Origin of the sequence: Simiduia curdlanivorans (assembly GCF_030409605.1) — a bacterium.
Lineage (GTDB): Bacteria > Pseudomonadota > Gammaproteobacteria > Pseudomonadales > Cellvibrionaceae > Simiduia > Simiduia curdlanivorans.
On record NZ_JAUFQG010000004.1, the window covers coordinates 867,269 to 884,369 of the forward strand.

Annotated in this window: 19 protein-coding genes; all 19 read right to left on the reverse strand. The window is 46.7% G+C overall.

The annotated features are described in order from the left end of the window. Nucleotides 1-8 precede the first annotated feature (8 nt). On the reverse strand, nucleotides 9-311 hold the full coding sequence (locus tag QWY82_RS04030; protein WP_290260144.1) for a hypothetical protein: 303 nt from the start codon (nucleotides 309-311) through the stop codon (nucleotides 9-11). Continuing rightward, the gene (locus QWY82_RS04035; RefSeq protein ID WP_290260146.1) at nucleotides 301-1,791 is read right to left on the reverse strand and encodes a monovalent cation/H+ antiporter subunit D family protein; all 1,491 of its coding nucleotides are present in this window, start codon (nucleotides 1,789-1,791) and stop codon (nucleotides 301-303) included. The genes QWY82_RS04030 and QWY82_RS04035 overlap by 11 nt, the downstream gene beginning before the upstream one ends. Continuing rightward, nucleotides 1,788-3,185 carry a monovalent cation/H+ antiporter subunit D family protein gene (locus QWY82_RS04040; protein ID WP_290260149.1) on the reverse strand — a complete coding sequence of 466 codons (1,398 nt, stop codon included), beginning with the start codon at nucleotides 3,183-3,185 and terminating at the stop codon, nucleotides 1,788-1,790. The genes QWY82_RS04035 and QWY82_RS04040 overlap by 4 nt, the downstream gene beginning before the upstream one ends. A 74-nt stretch (nucleotides 3,186-3,259) precedes the next feature. Beyond that, nucleotides 3,260-3,613 carry a cation:proton antiporter subunit C gene (locus tag QWY82_RS04045; protein ID WP_290260151.1) on the reverse strand — a complete coding sequence of 118 codons (354 nt, stop codon included), beginning with the start codon at nucleotides 3,611-3,613 and terminating at the stop codon, nucleotides 3,260-3,262. Continuing rightward, nucleotides 3,614-4,639 (reverse strand): Na(+)/H(+) antiporter subunit B, encoded by a 1,026-nt coding sequence (locus QWY82_RS04050; RefSeq protein WP_290260152.1) that lies wholly within the window; start codon nucleotides 4,637-4,639, stop codon nucleotides 3,614-3,616. It lies immediately after the preceding gene. Then, nucleotides 4,640-4,957, reverse strand: a complete 318-nt coding sequence (gene mnhG / locus QWY82_RS04055) for a monovalent cation/H(+) antiporter subunit G (protein ID WP_290260154.1) — start codon at nucleotides 4,955-4,957, stop codon at nucleotides 4,640-4,642. Beyond that, nucleotides 4,957-5,229, reverse strand: a complete 273-nt coding sequence (locus QWY82_RS04060) for an MrpF/PhaF family protein (RefSeq protein ID WP_290260156.1) — start codon at nucleotides 5,227-5,229, stop codon at nucleotides 4,957-4,959. Before QWY82_RS04060 ends, mnhG begins: the two co-directional genes overlap by 1 nt. Continuing rightward, entirely contained in the window at nucleotides 5,226-5,699 is a 474-nt protein-coding gene (locus QWY82_RS04065; protein WP_290260157.1) for a Na+/H+ antiporter subunit E, read from the reverse strand. The genes QWY82_RS04060 and QWY82_RS04065 overlap by 4 nt, the downstream gene beginning before the upstream one ends. 797 nt (nucleotides 5,700-6,496) lie before the next feature. Next, complete coding sequence (gene glmS, locus QWY82_RS04070) at nucleotides 6,497-8,326, reverse strand: glutamine--fructose-6-phosphate transaminase (isomerizing) (protein WP_290260159.1); 1,830 nt, start codon at nucleotides 8,324-8,326, stop codon at nucleotides 6,497-6,499. Nucleotides 8,327-8,380: 54 nt separating this feature from the next. Beyond that, nucleotides 8,381-9,739, reverse strand: coding sequence for a bifunctional UDP-N-acetylglucosamine diphosphorylase/glucosamine-1-phosphate N-acetyltransferase GlmU (gene glmU / locus QWY82_RS04075; protein ID WP_290260161.1), 1,359 nt, complete (start codon nucleotides 9,737-9,739; stop codon nucleotides 8,381-8,383). A gap of 200 nt (nucleotides 9,740-9,939) precedes the next feature. After that, nucleotides 9,940-10,365, reverse strand: a complete 426-nt coding sequence (locus tag QWY82_RS04080; RefSeq protein WP_290260164.1) for a F0F1 ATP synthase subunit epsilon — start codon at nucleotides 10,363-10,365, stop codon at nucleotides 9,940-9,942. Nucleotides 10,366-10,389: 24 nt separating this feature from the next. Then, nucleotides 10,390-11,772, reverse strand: a complete 1,383-nt coding sequence (gene atpD, locus QWY82_RS04085; RefSeq protein ID WP_290260165.1) for a F0F1 ATP synthase subunit beta — start codon at nucleotides 11,770-11,772, stop codon at nucleotides 10,390-10,392. A 53-nt stretch (nucleotides 11,773-11,825) separates the two neighbouring features. After that, nucleotides 11,826-12,686, reverse strand: a complete 861-nt coding sequence (atpG, locus tag QWY82_RS04090) for a F0F1 ATP synthase subunit gamma (protein WP_290260167.1) — start codon at nucleotides 12,684-12,686, stop codon at nucleotides 11,826-11,828. Between the two features lie 59 nt (nucleotides 12,687-12,745). Beyond that, nucleotides 12,746-14,290: a F0F1 ATP synthase subunit alpha gene (atpA, locus tag QWY82_RS04095; protein WP_290260169.1), complete on the reverse strand. Its 1,545-nt coding sequence runs from the start codon at nucleotides 14,288-14,290 to the stop codon at nucleotides 12,746-12,748. Nucleotides 14,291-14,315: 25 nt separating this feature from the next. Next, nucleotides 14,316-14,852: a F0F1 ATP synthase subunit delta gene (locus QWY82_RS04100; RefSeq protein ID WP_290260171.1), complete on the reverse strand. Its 537-nt coding sequence runs from the start codon at nucleotides 14,850-14,852 to the stop codon at nucleotides 14,316-14,318. Between the two features lie 11 nt (nucleotides 14,853-14,863). Next, a complete protein-coding gene (locus QWY82_RS04105) occupies nucleotides 14,864-15,334 on the reverse strand; it encodes a F0F1 ATP synthase subunit B (RefSeq protein ID WP_290260173.1) in 471 nt (156 codons plus the stop codon). A gap of 50 nt (nucleotides 15,335-15,384) precedes the next feature. Beyond that, nucleotides 15,385-15,636, reverse strand: a complete 252-nt coding sequence (gene atpE, locus QWY82_RS04110; RefSeq protein WP_380736105.1) for a F0F1 ATP synthase subunit C — start codon at nucleotides 15,634-15,636, stop codon at nucleotides 15,385-15,387. 57 nt (nucleotides 15,637-15,693) lie between these two features. Next, nucleotides 15,694-16,620, reverse strand: coding sequence for a F0F1 ATP synthase subunit A (gene atpB, locus QWY82_RS04115; RefSeq protein ID WP_290260175.1), 927 nt, complete (start codon nucleotides 16,618-16,620; stop codon nucleotides 15,694-15,696). 38 nt (nucleotides 16,621-16,658) lie between these two features. Continuing rightward, complete coding sequence (locus QWY82_RS04120; protein WP_290260177.1) at nucleotides 16,659-17,099, reverse strand: ATP synthase subunit I; 441 nt, start codon at nucleotides 17,097-17,099, stop codon at nucleotides 16,659-16,661. Nucleotides 17,100-17,101 lie beyond the last annotated feature (2 nt).

Sequence of the window (17,101 nt, forward strand, 5' to 3'; positions counted from 1 at the left end):
AGGCCTGACTATTCATCCTTATCCGTCCCTTCAACATCGCCATAGTAGTCCTCTGATCGCATGAGAAAAGTGCGCATCCAAGTAGCGACTATGACGAGAATGACGCAGCCGATAAATCCGTAGATAGGATAAAAGCCCCAGAGATTCTCCCAGCTATGAAGCACATGGCGGTGAATAACGAAATCAAGCAAAAACAATATTCCACAACACCCATACAATAGGTAGAGAATACGTTTTACATTCTTCGGGTCATCGAATATGCCCTTTGGGGCTAAGGCTTTTTCATCTGCATGTTCATTACTATTGTGCATATGCGGCTCCTGAAGCGTCTAGGACGGCTAAAGCCAATTCATATAGTGGTTGCGGGTAAATAAACATAACTAGGCATATGGTTGTGGTAAAGCAAATGGCAATCAAAGATGGCAGGGGTGCTTCATGAACAGTTTCATCAGGGGATGAGGCACCGTTATTCGAGAAAAAGGCGCGCAGTGGTATGGGCAACAAATAGGCGATATTGAGCAGCGAACTTAGCATTAAAATCGACATTAATATAAGTTGCTCAGCTTCTAAGGTACCCATCACTAAATACCATTTACTCCATGTACCGCCGGTGGGCGGCACACCTATGATACTTAAACTTGCTATAAAGAAGGCTGCCATGGTGATGGGCATTTTTTTGCCAAGTCCTCGCATATCGCTGATATTGGATTTATGCGCCGCTACTAGAATCGCGCCAGCACAAAAGAACAAGGTAATTTTGCCAAAGGCATGGGTGCCAATATGCATCGCACTGCCAATAATACCTGATGCATTGGCAAGTAAGGCGCCAATGGTGATGTAACCCAACTGGCTCACCGTTGAGTAGGCAAGTCGAGCCTTTAGGTTATCTTGACGCATAGCAATGAGCGATGCGAAAAGCACAGAAAATCCCGCCAAATACAGTAAAAATTGTGTACTTGGCAATTCCGCTAGCAAATCTATGCCGAATATAAAAACACAAACTTTTAATACGGTAAAAACGCCAGCCTTTACCACCGCAACAGCGTGCAAAAGCGCACTCACTGGCGTAGGCGCCACCATTGCGGCAGGCAGCCATCGATGAAAAGGCATTATTGCTGCTTTACCTATACCCAGTATAAAGAGTACTAAAAGCACTCCGGCTAAGGTTTTATCTACATCGGCGGGAAATATTCCGCCGGCAGAAAAATCTAACGACCCTGCTATATAGCCTGTACTGATGATCGCGAGTAAAAAGAAAAGAACTGAGGTACTTAGGAGTATTCCTAAATAGATTCTTCCGCCTTTCTTTGCCTTTTCGGTACCGGCGTGGGTAACCAGTGGGTAGGTGGATAAGGTTAATACTTCATAGAAAATAAACAGGGTGAACAAATTTTCAGCAAACGCAATGCCCATTACGGCACTAATAGCTATCGCAAAACAAGCATAAAAACGTGTTTGGTTTTCTTCTTCATGGCTACGCATATAACCAATGGCATAAAGAGTCGTCACTGGCCAAAGAATCCCTGCAATGAGCGCGAAGAGCATACCTAGCGGTTCAATGGAGAAGCTAAGGGACAGTCCGGGAATAACTTCCCACCAATGGACCTCTATGACTTCGCCGTTGAGCACGCCTTGATACAAATTCACCACGCAAAAAAGTACCAACGCGGTTGCAACAAAGGTGACTGCTTCTCGTAAGTTTGGCTTTGCCCCAGCAGCTACAATGCCCGCAATAGCTATCAATGGGAGAAGAATGGTCAGCTGTAACATCAACGTCAAAGACATATTCATAGCCCTGAACCAAATAGACTTTGAGCAGCGGATTGCGCCACGTCAACGCTAACCCGGGTATCTATACCAAAGTAGATATTTGCGAGTACCAATATCCATACGGGTATAAGTAAACCTAAAGGGGCTTCTTTAACATGACTGTTGGTATCTAGGGGTTGCTTAAAATACGCCGCTTCAATAATGCGCCAGACATAGATAATGGCCAGCAAAGAACCTAGCAATACAAGCACGGCTACGGGCCACCAGCCTTTTTCAAGCAAGGCGACAACTAGGTACCATTTGCTGATAAAGCCAACCGTGAGCGGCACACCGATTAAACTTAAACCGCCCACAGCGATAGCAGCCATAGTCAGTGGCATTTGCTTCCCAAGTCCCTGAAACTGGCTGAGCTGCACGCTGCCAATACGATAAATTACGGCACCTAAAGCTAAAAACAGCGCTCCTTTCATGAGCGCGTGATTGAACAAATGCAACAAGGTAGCCGTTAAGCCTGCCGCTGTGCTGACGCTGTAGCCAACAATCATGTAGCCGATTTGTGCCACGCTCGAGTAAGCGAAGATGTGTTTCACATTCTGCTGGTAGATTGCCCTAGTGGAAGCCACGAAAATGCCGAGTAGCCCCAGCGCGACGAAGAGTGTTTGTAAGGGCAGGGTGGTAAAAGAAAATGACAGCCCAAAGATGGAATAGGTGAAGCGAATTAACAAATAGATCGCCACTTTCGTTGCCGTTGCGGCAAAAAAAGCGGTTACTATCGAGGGCGCGTAAGCATAGGCGTTGGGTAACCAGAGGTGCAGTGGAAAGAGTGCCAACTTAAGGCAGATCCCAACAATAATGAAAGCAAAGGCGGTAAATACTGTTCTTGTTTGCTCTACCTCCGGCAAATGGGCGGCAAGATCACTCATGTTGAGCGTGCCAGTCATTTGGTACATAAGGCCAATGCCAATTAATATAAACGTCGCTCCTATAGTCCCCATTATCAGATATTGATAGGCAGCCCAGAGTGCACGCCTATCTTTGCCCAATGCAATGAGTGCATAGGCCGATAAGGACGATATTTCCAAAAACACAAACACATTAAAAGCATCACCTGTAGCGACGATACCCAACATGCCGGTCAGTGATAGAAGATAAAGGATATAAAAGAGTGTTTGTTTGTCTTTTGGAATTTCTGTTTCAATACTCGTTTGTGCGGCAAGAAGCACAACTGTACTGATCGCAGAAATGATTAACAGTAGGTATGCATTGAGCAGATCTATTCGATATTCGATACCCCAAGGCGGCTGCCAACCACCAAGGTAATACGAAATCACACCGCTTGTTAGCACCTGTTGTAATAACTGAACGCTAATTAGAAAAGCGATGGCGCTTGCAATAAGGCTAAACAGCCATACCACTTTAGTATGCCTAATGAAAAGGCAAAGCGGTGCCGCAAGCAGCGGTATAATAACTTGGAGTATGGGGAGATGATTTAGCACGCTTGATTATCGACCTTTTGAATTTCTGCTTCTTCGATGCTGCCATAGGTTTCTTTGATTCTAACGGTCAAAGAAAGACCTAAAGCAGTGGTTGCTATACCAACAACAATCGCAGTAAGAATTAGAACATGTGGAAGGGGGTTCGAATAAATCTCTATGCCTTCGGCCACTATCGGTGCGGTACCACCATCAATTTTCGCCATGCTGATGTAAAAAATAAATACCGATGTTTGAAAAATAGTAAGGCCGACAATTTTTTTTATTAAGTTTCCGTGGGCAATGACAATATAAAACCCAATCATCATCAATACCACTACAATCCAGTAGTTATATAACCCTAATAGCATTTAGACACTGCCTTTTTCTTTGTTTTGTCCAAGCTCGGAGCGATCTGCAAAATTATAAAAGATAATTAGCATTACCGAAGCCACTGTACACCCAACACCAAATTCAATAAGCAGAATACCCAGGTGCTGACCGGCGATAGGGTTGGTTGCCAATACGCTATAATCTAAGAAATTTCCGCCTTTTATAAAAGAAACAATACCGACACTGCCATACAAAAGAACGCCGAGTGCTGCGGTAATTTTTATAATGGAGTGGCTAATAATTCTTCGTGCTGCACTCAAACCAAAAAGCATTGAGTAAAGTATTATGCCTGCAGAGAAAATAACACCCGCTTGAAAGCCACCACCCGGGCCGTAATCTCCATGAAATTGAACATAGAGAGCAAACAGCAAAATAAACGGAATGAGAATTTTTATGGCAACGCGCAATATGAGATGCTGATCATGTAAAGAGCGATTAACTCTTTCAAACTCTTTCAAGGTCTCTTTGCAGTAAACGACTGAGAGTAGGGAAATAACAGCAATTCCAGCCGTGAAAATGACAATCGCTTCACCAAAAGTATCAAACCCCCTATAACTGGCCAACACAGAAGTAACGATGTTTATAACACCCACTTCCTGCATGGAGTCTTGAATGTAACGTGGTGCAACGTGATGGTGAATGGGCGCATCAGCACTGCCGAAATAAGGCATATCTAAAGTGCCGTAGATCAATAGACAACCTGTAACTGACACAACAAACAATGCCAATAGAGGTTTGTGTCGCTGGGGACTTTCAGCTCTACCTGTCATTGTTATTGTGATCAACATTAACAAAGTAGCTATACCAGCACCCACTGACGCTTCCGTGAATGCCACATCAACGGCATCCATGGTGACAAAAAAGCTGGCTGAAAGAAGGCCGTAGATGCCTGTTAACATAATGACAGCAAGCAGATCCTTCATTTGCACTATGGCAAGCGCAACAATTACAAGAAACGACAGTAGAACGACGTCAACAATGGAACCTACAGCTAAAGCGCCCACTTATTTATTCTCTTTTTTGTCAATAAGAGGCCTAAGCCCACTATATACTGCTGCTTTCGCTAACGCGTGACTCGCTGATGGGTTGATAAACAACATCATCATTAAAATCATAATCAATTTTACAACCACCATGCCATTCGGGCTTTGGAGCATTAACCCAATTAAAATGGACCCAGCCGCTAAGGTGTCTGTGACACTAGCCGCGTGCATTCTGGTAAAGAAATCCGGGAATCGTAAAACACCCACAGCGCCAGATACCAAAAATAGGATACCGACTAAAAGGAAACATCCGCTAAGGATATCCATTACCTGGTCCATCAGTACTCCTCGTCAATTGAATCAGTTTGTACGGCTTCGCTAAAATGCAATAAGCCAACCACACTAATGAAATTGATCAACGCATAAACAATGGCGATATCTAAGAATTCTGGACGCCCCATAACAAATCCAAGTAGCGCAATAAATAGGACGGTTTTAGTACCAAACATATTTACTGCCAAAATTCGGTCATAGAGTGTCGGCCCTACAATCGCTCGACCGATTGCTAAAATCATGACAACTAGAATAGCGATGGTGGCGGCGGCTATCATTCGCGCTCCAATTGGCTAACTTTACGGTCCATTTTGCCTTCCATTAACGTTTTAATATTGCCTTCAAGTAGTGAATGCACTAAAAATCGATCATCTTTCAAATCGACTGTAACAGTACCAGGGGTTGTGGTAATGGAGTTTGCGTATATAACTTTACCTAAACTGGTAGTTTGGCTTACCCGGATAGTCTTTAGTGTAGGCGAGATGGTAGAAGGCCCAAGCCATATATGCTTTACGACCGTTAAGTTGGAAATTACTATTTCTTTAGCCAACCAAATTAGGTATTTAGGAAGTTTAAAAGATAGCCTAATGGAATGGGATTCATGATCAACAACATCCATTCTGTGCGCCAGAAAAGCAACGAACGCGACCGAAACTGCCCCTAGGATCAACATTAGCATGTCGTAATGGCCGGAGTTTAGTATCCAGAACAATGATGTTGTAGCGATAATATATAGTATGTGACGCATTAGGTTTGCGCTCTCCAAATAACAGCCGCATCTGCGGTTCAAGGTTTCGCGTGGGTTCTACTGCACTTGTGCTGGACTTTAGCAACCTACTTGAACAGCAATTTACACAGCGCTAGTGAGCGCCACTCTTCAAGTAACTGGCTCATGCGGATTAGCACCTCGGTGTTTTTTATAATTCCCCAATACCACAGCGCTATCAATAACGCCTAAAACAGCTACCTTTCACTCGGTTTAGCCTAGTAGTGTAGATCATCAAGTTCCTACACGCTGTTTAGTTATTCGACGGACAACTCTGGCGCCTATAGAAGTTTCCAATCTATTCAAGAAATTCTTGCTATAGAGCGCCCTCGCTTCCAGTCTCAACAGGCGTGGTCGCGAGTACCTGAAAGAGGCTTATCTCGTTTGCATCCCACCTAATTGCACAAATGAACTTAGGTAGTGTGGTAACAAACCTCACGCCATTTGACGATAGGTTGGGCGCCAATCCTATTCAGCCATTGAGTGCATGCTGTTGAAACTCGGCGTTGTACCCGGTGCTACTGTGCAACTCTCGGTTATATAACCGAAGATAGCTCAACTTACAGCGCTTTTTCAACTTCTAATATAAGGCTTACAAATGGTGGCTAGGCTTCAGCCCGATTCATTAAAATGGTTATTATTGGCTTTTTCTTGAAAAATGTTGCTGAATCACACCTTAAATGGCCCATTTACACGTTTTAGTGTAGATGGGCCGGTACTTAAGCCAACACGAATAAACAAACTAGGTCTGCTTTGGTGGTATAAGGCCTGTACCCTATCTACTCAACAGTTACAGACTTCGCGAGGTTTCTCGGCTGATCTACATCTGTACCTTTTACTATGGCCACATGATACGAGAGCAATTGCAATGGGATGGTATATACCATCGGCGCAATGGTTTCAGGTACCGAATGAACGTCGATGACAGTGACATCATCGGAGTTAGGAAAGGCATCAGCTTGATCTGAGAACACAAACAACTTGCCGCCGCGCGCCTGAACTTCCTCTAGATTCGATTTCAACTTTTCCATCAGTTCATTGTTCGGCGCAACGGCAACTATGGGCATGTCGCTATCCACCAACGCGAGTGGGCCATGTTTAAGCTCACCCGCGGGGTAGGATTCGGCATGAATGTAGGAAATCTCCTTAAGCTTGAGTGCTCCCTCCATGGCAACGGGATATTCCACACCGCGGCCAAGGAAAAGAGCATGATGTTTATCGGCAAACGCTTCACTGGTTTTTTTAATGACGTCATCCAGCAAGAGCGCTTTACTGACTGCTTCCGGAAGCGAAGCCAAGGCCGACACCATGTCGGACTCAACCGATTCTGATAGACCTTGGCGGCGGCCAAGTGCAATAGTTAACAGCTGCAAAGCGACTAACTGCGTAGTGAACGCTTTGGTTGACGCAACACCGATTTCTGGACCGGCGTGGGTCATGAACACCAAGTCTGATTCGCGAACAAGGGATGAACTTGGCGCGTTGCAAATAACAAGACTAGCGAGATAATCACTCTTCTTCGCTTCTTTAAGCGCTGCTAAGGTATCGGCCGTTTCACCGGACTGAGAGATGGTAACGAATAAAGTATCCTTTGGTACGAATACTTTTCGATAGCGGTATTCACTAGCCACCTCTACTTGGCAGGGAATATTAGCGATTGATTCCATCCAATATTTAGCAACTAATCCCGCGTGGTAACTAGTGCCACAAGCAACAATCTGAACACCTTTTACGCGATCAAAAATAGCTTTTGCTTCGGTACCAAAGGCTTCTTCCAACACATGGTGTTTAGATATGCGACCTTGTAACGTTCGCTTTAACACTTCTGGCTGTTCGAAAATTTCCTTTAACATATAGTGGCGATATTCGCCCTTAGATGCAGCCTCTGCTTTATCCGTTAGCTGCACTACTTTGCGCTCTACGAGCTCTTTATCGCCATTGAAAATAGAGAATTTTTTCCGTTCTAAATGAACAAAATCACCTTCCTCTAAAAATACAAAGCGATCGGTTACTTGGCGCAACGCCATTTGATCGGATGCGACAAAATTTTCTTCGATACCCAATCCTAAAACGAGCGGGCTACCACTGCGGCAGGCAATTAATTCATCTGGAAATTTCGTGTTTACCACGGCGATAGCATAGGCACCTTCGAATAGGGCAACAGCTTGCTGAGTGGCTTCAAGTAAACTTAAGCCGTTGTTTACTAAAGCGTGTATTTGATGCGCAATAACTTCGGTATCCGTTTCTGAAACAAAGACATAACCTTGGTTTTTTAAAGCTTGGCGCAGCTCAGCGTGGTTTTCAATGATGCCATTATGAACAACGGCTATGTCATTGGATTGGTGAGGGTGGGCATTTTTTTCAGTCGGTTTACCATGGGTCGCCCAGCGTGTGTGCGCAATTCCTACTGAACCTGACGCAGGATTGGTATCTAAGTTATCCACCAATCCTTTAACTTTGCCAACCGCTTTTCTAATTTGTAGGTTGTTTTCGGTATCGATTACAGCTAATCCCGCTGAATCATAGCCTCGGTATTCAAGGCGCATGAGCCCCTCGACTAAAATCGCGGTCACGTTGCGACTAGCAACTGCACCTACAATTCCACACATATTAATTCCCTGTCAGTTTGAATTTTTAAAAGCTATTAAGCGCATTTCCACTGTTTATTTTTTTGTTGGCTTTTGCCAACCTTCTATATTGCGTTGCTTTGCTCTAGCAATGGCAAGCTCTGCTTGCTCTATATTTTTTGTAATCGTAGAGCCGGCACCAACGGTTGCATCATTCGCTATCTCTACCGGTGCCACCAATGAACTGTTTGAGCCAATGAAAACCCGATCGCCAATGTGGGTTTTAAATTTATTAACGCCGTCGTAATTGCAGGTAATTGTGCCCGCGCCAATATTGACCGCCTCACCTAGCACCGCATCGCCGACGTAACTTAGGTGGTTTATCTTGCTACCCTTACCAACCTTGGTTTTTTTGGTTTCAACAAAATTACCCACCTTGGCGTTTTCAGCCAATTCTGTGCCGGGCCTGAGTCGTGCGTAGGGGCCAATTTCGCAACCCGATGCAATAGTCGTCTGCTCGAGATGGCTATTGGATTTGATGTGTACGTTGTCAGCAACACTGACATTGCGCAGGATGCAGTTCGGCTCTATGTAGACACCGCTACCTAGCGTCACCTCGCCTTCGAAGACGCAGTTCACATCAATTATCACATCGGTGCCACAGGTTAATTTGCCACGCACATCAAATCGATAGGGGTCGAGCAAGGTTACGCCGTCATCCATTAGCTTATCGGCATTGGTTTTTTGGTAAAAGCGCTCGAGCTCGGCTTGCTGGCGACGATTGTTGACCCCCAAAACCTCTAACTCAGATAGGGGATGAACACCATTAACCAATATACCGTCGCGCGAGGCTAGGGCGATTATATCGGTTAGGTAGTATTCGCCTTGGGCATTGTCGTTGGAGAGTTCTGGTAACCAGCGCTTTAATAGCGCGCCTTTTACCGCCATCACACCGGTATTCACTTCCTGCACGCGCAGCTGCGCCGGTGTGGCATCTTTCTGTTCGACGATAGCAACTATGTGCTTTTTTTGGTTGCGAAGAATTCGGCCGTAGCCCGAAGGGTCTGTCAGTACAACGGTTAGCAGCGCCATTTCAAAGTGATTCACTTTGGTGAGCATATTGCTCAACGTCTCTTCACCGATCAGCGGTACGTCGCCATAGAGGATCAGTACGATGGCGTCGTCACGCAATTGGTCGAGTGTTTGCAACACAGCGTGACCCGTACCCAACTGCTCAGTTTGCTCTACGAAACTAAGTTTAGGTGCGCTCACTGTTTGCTTAACCTGTTCAGCGCCGTGACCTACCACCACAATGAGGTTGCTATCACCCAATGCCTGGCTGGTATCCAAAACATGCTGCAACAGAGGTTTGCCAGCCACTGGGTGCAAGACTTTGGGTTTACTCGATTTCATGCGAGTTCCCTTGCCGGCGGCAAGGACAACGATGTCTAACATAGTCATTTCTTTACTGTTGGGTTCCCGGCCGTCCCTGAACGCCCCAGCGGAACAAAATTAAGAACCTAAGTGATCTAGGTAGCTAGCAGGGAGAGCTTCCTTCTCTCTTAACGCGATGCAATCACGTTGTAGATGCCTATTGCCCAAATAAAAAAAGGGCAGCTAATGCTACCCTTTTTTACCTAACATTTCGCTCAAACTTACTTATTAAGTTTTTTGCGAATCGCCTGCAGCGTACGAAGTTGCGCAGATGCCTCGGCCAACTCAATTGCCGCGCGGGAGAAGTCTATTTCGCCGTTGTGGTTATTGAGGTCCTTAAGGGCAGCTTTCTGCGCTTCGAGCGCTGCAGCTTCATTCAGATCATCAGCACGCAGCGCAGCATCTGCCAGCACGGTTACATGATAGGGTTGAACCTCCAAGTAGCCACCAGAGAGATAGTAAACTTCCTCTACCCCTCCCTGCTTTATGACGCGAACTGGGCCTGGCTTAAGGCTACAGAGTAAGGGCGCGTGCCCGTAGGTAATACCAAGATCACCTTCGGTTCCCGCCGCTACTACTAGCTCTACCAAGCCAGAGAAGATAGCTTCTTCTGCACTGACGATGTCGCAATGGACTGTCATGGCCATATCTCTTGCCTCATTTGACGGCTATTATTTCTTCATTTTCGCAGCTTTTTCGACCGCTTCGTCGATAGAGCCAACCATGTAGAACGCCTGCTCAGGCATACCGTCGTAATCACCCGCTAACAAACCTTTAAAGCCTGCAATGGTGTCTTTTAAAGTCACGTACTTGCCAGGTGCACCGGTGAAAACTTCGGCCACATGGAAAGGCTGAGACAGGAAGCGCTCGATTTTACGCGCACGGTAAACGGTCTGCTTATCTTCCTCAGACAGCTCGTCCATACCCAAAATGGCAATAATGTCTTTCAGTTCTTTGTAGCGCTGAAGAACAGTTTGCACACCACGGGCTGTGTCGTAGTGCTCGGCACCGATGATCAGTGGATCTAACTGACGCGAGCTTGAGTCCAATGGATCGATCGCAGGGTAGATACCCTTAGCGGCGATATCGCGGCTCAATACAACGGTTGAATCCAAGTGCGCAAAGGTGGTGGCGGGCGAGGGGTCAGTCAAGTCATCAGCTGGTACGTATACCGCTTGGATTGAGGTGATTGAACCGGTTTTGGTAGAGGTAATACGCTCCTGTAAAACACCCATCTCTTCAGCCAAGGTTGGCTGGTAGCCCACCGCAGAAGGCATACGACCTAACAGTGCAGATACTTCGGTACCGGCCAAGGTGTAGCGGTAGATGTTGTCTACGAACAACAGTACGTCTTTACCTTCGTCACGGAATTTTTCCGCCATGGTCAAGCCAGTCAACGCAACGCGCAAGCGGTTACCCGGTGGCTCGTTCATCTGGCCGTAAACCATTGCCACTTTGTCCAATACATTGGACTCTTTCATTTCATGGTAGAAGTCGTTCCCTTCACGGGTGCGCTCACCTACACCGGCGAATACGGATAAACCGCTGTGCGCCTTGGCGATGTTGTTGATCAATTCCATCATGTTTACGGTTTTGCCTACACCGGCACCACCGAACAAACCTACTTTACCGCCCTTGGCGAAAGGACATACAAGGTCAATTACCTTGATGCCGGTTTCCAGCAAATCGGAAGAAGGTGATAACTCATCATAAGCTGGCGCTTTACGGTGAATAGGCATGCGAGCCTGTTCGCCAATAGGACCGGCTTCGTCGATTGGGTTACCTAAAACATCCATGATGCGACCCAGGGTTTCTTTGCCCACGGGTACAGATACAGGTGCGTTGGTGTTATTTACGCTTAATCCACGGCTCAAACCTTCTGAAGAGCCCATGGCAATCGCGCGTACCACACCGTCACCCAGCTGTTGTTGCACTTCAAGCGTCAGACCTTTGTCTGTCACTAAAAGCGCATCGTAAACCTGGGGTACGGAATCACGCGGAAATTCCACGTCAATAACGGCACCGATGATTTGTACAATGCGTCCGCTACTCATTTCCGGTTCCTCTTAAAAACCTAAATTTCAAAACTTTTTAGCTGCTGCTGCGTTTAAACCGCTGCCGCGCCGCTTACAATCTCAGACAGTTCTTGGGTAATCGCTGCTTGTCGTGCTTTGTTGTATACCAACTGCAGATCTTTAATCAGATCACCGGCGTTATCAGTGGCGTTCTTCATTGCCAACATACGCGCCGCCTGCTCACAAGCACCGTTCTCTACAACGGCCTGATAGACCTGAGATTCGATGTAGCGATCCAACAAACCATCTAACAATACTTTCGCATCGGGTTCGTACAAGTAATCCCACGCATGTGACAGTTTTTCGGTCTTCTCTGCCAACAGCGGCAGCAACTGATTCACATAGGGTACTTGTGTCATTGTGTTAACGAAGTCGTTACCGACCAAGTACAAACGATCAATCTTTGACTCGGCATACGCATTTAACATGGTTTGCACTGTGCCAATTAAGCTGGCTAATGAGGGGTTTTCGCCCACATCGCGCACAGAGGCAACAACATTACCGCCGTAGCTCTTAAAAAATGATTGAGCTTTTGCACCGATAACACAAATATCGATACCAACACCCTGTTGCGCCCATTGCTTCATGTCTTTTATGGCGCCTTTGAACATATTGATGTTCAAACCACCACATAAGCCACGGTCAGTGGATACAAGAATGTAACCAACGCGCTTTACTTCGCGCTCCTGCAAATACAAATGCTTATATTCCGGGGCTGCATTAGCAATGTGCCCCACTACAGCGCGTATACGCTGAGCATAAGGCTTACCAAGCTGCATGCGCTCTTGTGCTTTCCGCATCTTACTCGCCGCAACCATTTCCATGGCCGAGGTGATTTTCTGCGTACTTTTAATACTCGTAATTTGAGTACGTATCTCTTTTCCGGCTGCCATATTGGGCCTCAAACAGATTCGTTAAAGTTATTAACTGGGGCTTGTGCAGCCCCGGCCAATTACCAGGTTTGGGTTGCCTTGAATTTTTCCAATGCACCTTTCAACGTCGCAGCGATTTCATCGTTGTAATCACCGCTGGCGTTAACTTTCTTCATCAGATCGCTGTGTTCAGCGTTCATATAAGAAAGCAGGGCACTTTCGAAGGCACCGATCTTGGCTACTTCAACATCTTTAAGGAAGCCTTCGTTGGCGGCGTAAACCACAACGCCCAGCTCAGCCACTTTCAGTGGTTGATACTGCTTTTGCTTCATCAATTCTGTTACGCGTTCACCGTTATCGAGCTGCGCTTTGGTCGCTTCATCAAGGTCAGAGGCAAACTGGGAGAAAGCAGCCAGTTCGCGATACTGTGCCAAAGAGGTACGAATACCACCGGACAATTTCTTAATGATCTTAGTTTGCGCTGCACCACCTACACGGGATACCGAAATACCGGCGTTCATAGCTGGACGTACACCGGCGTTGAACAGGTTGGTATCGAGGAAGATCTGGCCATCGGTAATCGAAATTACGTTGGTTGGTACGAAGGCAGATACGTCGCCAGCTTGGGTTTCAATAATCGGCAGAGCGGTTAACGAACCGGTCTTACCCTTCACTTCACCCTTGGTGAATGCTTCTACGTAGTCGGCGTTTACACGCGAGGCGCGCTCGAGCAGACGCGAGTGCAAATAGAACACATCACCTGGGTAGGCTTCACGGCCTGGTGGACGACGTAATAGCAACGAAATCTGACGGTAAGCCCAAGCTTGCTTGGTCAAATCGTCATAAATAATCAAGGCATCTTCACCGCGATCGCGGAAGTACTCACCCATGGTGCAACCGGCGAAAGGCGCCAAAAATTGCATAGCCGCTGGGTCAGAGGCTGTCGCTGCGATAACGATGGTGTGATCCATAGCGCCGTGCTCTTCTAAACGACGGACAACCGCCGCTACCGAAGAGGCCTTCTGGCCAATCGCTACATAAACACACTTAATGCCAGTGCCTTTTTGGTTGATGATGGCATCAACGGCGATGGCTGTTTTACCGGTTTGACGGTCACCGATGATCAACTCGCGCTGACCGCGGCCGATTGGCACCATGGCGTCGATGGCTTTCAAACCAATTTGCACTGGCTGATCAACCGATTGACGAGCAATTACACCCGGTGCAATTTTTTCAATCGCGTCAGTTTCGGTCGTAGCGAGGGCGCCTTTGCCGTCAATGGGGTTACCCAAGGCGTCAACAACGCGACCTAAAAGACCGTTGCCCACGGGCACTTCCAAAATGCGGCCAGTACAACGAACCTTTTGACCTTCCGCTAAACCTTGGGTATCACCTAAAACCACGGCGCCGACAGAGTCTTGCTCGAGGTTAAGGGCCATACCGAAGCGGCCGCCATCAAATTCAATCATTTCACCGTACATAACGCCGGCCAACCCGTGAATACGGATAATGCCGTCGGATACGGAAACAATGGTGCCCTCATTTTGGGCTTCAGTAGACACATCGAGGTTATCGATGCGCTGCTTGATAATTTCACTGATTTCCGAAGGATTCAGTTGCTGCATGCTATTGTCCTCAATCCTATAAGAGTTAGGCGTTCATCGCTTCGGCGAGCTTGGCCAGTCGACCGCGTAAAGAACCATCTATGATGGTATCGCCAGCGCGAATTACCGCACCGCCAATTAAACTTTCATCTACGCTAGCCTGGACACGCACATCACAACTGAGTTTTTTACTCAGTGCGTTCGCCAATTTCTCTTGAAGGTCGGCGGAAAGGGTAAAAGCTGATACCACTTCCACATCGATGGTTTTTTCCTGTGCTGCTTTAAGCTGCTCAAAAATCACCGCTATGTGCGGCAACAATGCAAGACGCTTATTCGCGGCCAGGTTCTTAATAAAGTTTTGGCCCTTGGCGCTAAGCTGATCACCGCAAACATCGACAAAAATCTGGGCTTTTTGATCTGCAGTGTAAGACGGCAAGCTTAAGACCTGCTGCATTACCTTTTGCTGAGCAACGGCAGCAGCCGTTTTCAACGACACAGACCAGCCAGCAAGATCTTTTGCTGCCAGTGCGTATTCGAACGCGGCTTTGGCGTAAGGTCGGGCCAGGGTGGTCAATTCAGCCATGGAATCCTCGCTTACAGCTCTTGCGCCAATTGATTAAGCAGATCCGTATGCTTGGCAGCGTCTACTGACGAACCCAACACCTTGGAAGCACCGGCCAGTGCTAAAGTTGCTACCTGCAAACGCAGAGCCTCTTTGGCACGGTTAGTTTCCTGCACGATTTCTGCCTGAGCGGAAGCTTTCAAACGATCGCCTTCGGCGCGCGCTTGTTCTTTCGCTTCTTCAACAATTTGAACGCCGCGCTTGTTAGCCTGTTCAATGATGGCAGCCGCTTGTGCTTTGGCTTCCTTCAGTTGATCTGTGGCTTTCTTTTGCGCGAGTTCTAAATCTTTGTCGGCACGCTCTGCAGCCTGCAACCCATTGGCAATTTTATTTTCTCGCTCAACCATAACGCCCAAAAGCGCCGGCCAAACAAATTTCCAACAGAACCAAACGAATACCAAGAAGGTAACCGATTGACCTATTAGGGTTAGATTAATATTCACACTAACACCTCTTGCTCTTTAGTGAGTGGTTAAAAGGCAAAAAGGTGAACTTAGGCTGCTACTGCCAGGCTTGGCGCAACAACGAAAATCAAGTACATGCCAATACCAACACCGATCATAGGTACCGCATCTAGCAAACCAGCCATTAGGAACATTTTGGTTTGCAACTGTGGGCCTTGCTCTGGTTGACGGGCAGCGCCTTCAATTAACTTTCCACCTAAAATGGCGAAGCCAATTGCGGTACCTAGCGCAGCAAAACCAATCAAGAAAGCCGCGGCGAAATATACGAGTGAAGCTGACATAGTTATATCTCCAATATTAACAAGAAGTAAAAATTAAACCGTTAAAGCAAAATAGAATTAGTGATCTTCGCCAGTGTTGTGTGCCATTGCCATGTAAACAACGGTCAACACCATAAACACGAAAGCCTGGATTGTAATAACCAAAATATGGAAAACAGCCCAACCCCACTGAAGCACACCAGCAAATAAACCTAGAACAAAGCCGGCACCAAACATTAGGGCAATAAGAATAAAGATCATTTCACCAGCGTACATATTTCCAAATAGACGCAAGCCTAAAGACACTGGTTTAGATACGAGAGCGATGGTTTCCAATAGGAAGTTGATCGGTATAAGTAGGATATCGATATACCATTTGCCGGCGTGGAAAGGGTGCAGCGTCAGCTCTTTCACGAACCCCAGAAACCCTTTTTCTTTGATACTTAGAGCGATCATTAAGCAAAACACTGCCAACGCCATACCCAAGGTGATATTGGGGTCTGTGGTAGGAACCACTTTAAAGAACAGATGATCGTTACCAGAGATAGAGGCCGCTGCCACTGGCAGCCAATCTACGGGGATTAAATCCATTAGGTTCATGAAGAAAACCCAAACAAAAATGGTCAACGCCATTGGGGCAACCATGCTGTTTTTATAATGGAAGGTGTCGCTGACTGTTTTGTTAATAAACTCAACAATCAACTCAATCAAACTTTGCATACCAGAGGGCACACCAGCGGAAGCCTTTGCCGCTACCCGGTAAAATAGTAATGAAAATACTAAGCCCAATGCGATAGACCAACCCATAGAATCTAGGTGGATGGCCCAAAACCCCATATCCACAGCTTCCTGTGAGCTATGCGCCAAAGTCCAAACATCTTGTTCCAACACCGAAACGCTACCATCGGCGTTAATGCGCTCATAACCAGCGGGTAACTTCCCGTAAGCCATGTTTTGCAAGTGGTGTTGGATATAACCCGTTGCTGTGATTCCTTCGCTTGCCATAATGTCTCAAGCACCTCATAAAATGTAAAAAAACTGGGTTACTGTGCGCCTGTGCACTTAGCGGCTAAGCCTATCTGGAGGGCCAGTAGCAACACATAAGATACAAATACAGCGACAGCTTGCACCGGTAGCGGGGACGTAAAGATCAACCCAAAACCCACCAATGTCAGAATAAATTTACCGCTTTCACCCCGATAGAAGGCTTTGACCATCCATGGGGCAGCGCGTGCACCTGTATAGCGCCAAGCTAAACCGGCAAAATAGGCGTGGGGGATAATGGCAACCAGTCCACCCAAAAGGCAAGACACCGCTATGTAAGCCTGAGCAGGCAAGACGAGAGTTTGCAAAAACCAAGCGCCTGCCACAACCAATGTAAGAAACACCAGTTCAATTCCCAGCCACAATATTATCGGAGGCTTGTTAATACTTGCTGCTCTTACGTTTAGCGTAATGTTGTTCGCAGCTCGTTTTTCGACCATTT

What these genes read in the sequence shown, in the direction of transcription:
- atpE (WP_380736105.1), bottom strand. Translation starts at nt 15,636, where the DNA reads ATGTCAGCTTCACTCGTATATTTCGCCGCGGCTTTCTTGATTGGTTTT.
- glmU (WP_290260161.1), bottom strand. Translation starts at nt 9,739, where the DNA reads ATGTTAGACATCGTTGTCCTTGCCGCCGGCAAGGGAACTCGCATGAAA.
- atpB (WP_290260175.1), bottom strand. Translation starts at nt 16,620, where the DNA reads ATGGCAAGCGAAGGAATCACAGCAACGGGTTATATCCAACACCACTTG.
- QWY82_RS04080 (WP_290260164.1), bottom strand. Translation starts at nt 10,365, where the DNA reads ATGGCCATGACAGTCCATTGCGACATCGTCAGTGCAGAAGAAGCTATC.
- mnhG (WP_290260154.1), bottom strand. Translation starts at nt 4,957, where the DNA reads ATGGACCAGGTAATGGATATCCTTAGCGGATGTTTCCTTTTAGTCGGT.
- QWY82_RS04100 (WP_290260171.1), bottom strand. Translation starts at nt 14,852, where the DNA reads ATGGCTGAATTGACCACCCTGGCCCGACCTTACGCCAAAGCCGCGTTC.
- atpD (WP_290260165.1), bottom strand. Translation starts at nt 11,772, where the DNA reads ATGAGTAGCGGACGCATTGTACAAATCATCGGTGCCGTTATTGACGTG.
- atpG (WP_290260167.1), bottom strand. Translation starts at nt 12,686, where the DNA reads ATGGCAGCCGGAAAAGAGATACGTACTCAAATTACGAGTATTAAAAGT.
- QWY82_RS04045 (WP_290260151.1), bottom strand. Translation starts at nt 3,613, where the DNA reads ATGCTATTAGGGTTATATAACTACTGGATTGTAGTGGTATTGATGATG.
- QWY82_RS04035 (WP_290260146.1), bottom strand. Translation starts at nt 1,791, where the DNA reads ATGAATATGTCTTTGACGTTGATGTTACAGCTGACCATTCTTCTCCCA.
- QWY82_RS04120 (WP_290260177.1), bottom strand. Translation starts at nt 17,099, where the DNA reads ATGGTCGAAAAACGAGCTGCGAACAACATTACGCTAAACGTAAGAGCA.
- atpA (WP_290260169.1), bottom strand. Translation starts at nt 14,290, where the DNA reads ATGCAGCAACTGAATCCTTCGGAAATCAGTGAAATTATCAAGCAGCGC.
- QWY82_RS04030 (WP_290260144.1), bottom strand. Translation starts at nt 311, where the DNA reads ATGCACAATAGTAATGAACATGCAGATGAAAAAGCCTTAGCCCCAAAG.
- glmS (WP_290260159.1), bottom strand. Translation starts at nt 8,326, where the DNA reads ATGTGTGGAATTGTAGGTGCAGTTGCTAGTCGCAACGTGACCGCGATT.
- QWY82_RS04060 (WP_290260156.1), bottom strand. Translation starts at nt 5,229, where the DNA reads ATGATAGCCGCCGCCACCATCGCTATTCTAGTTGTCATGATTTTAGCA.
- QWY82_RS04065 (WP_290260157.1), bottom strand. Translation starts at nt 5,699, where the DNA reads ATGCGTCACATACTATATATTATCGCTACAACATCATTGTTCTGGATA.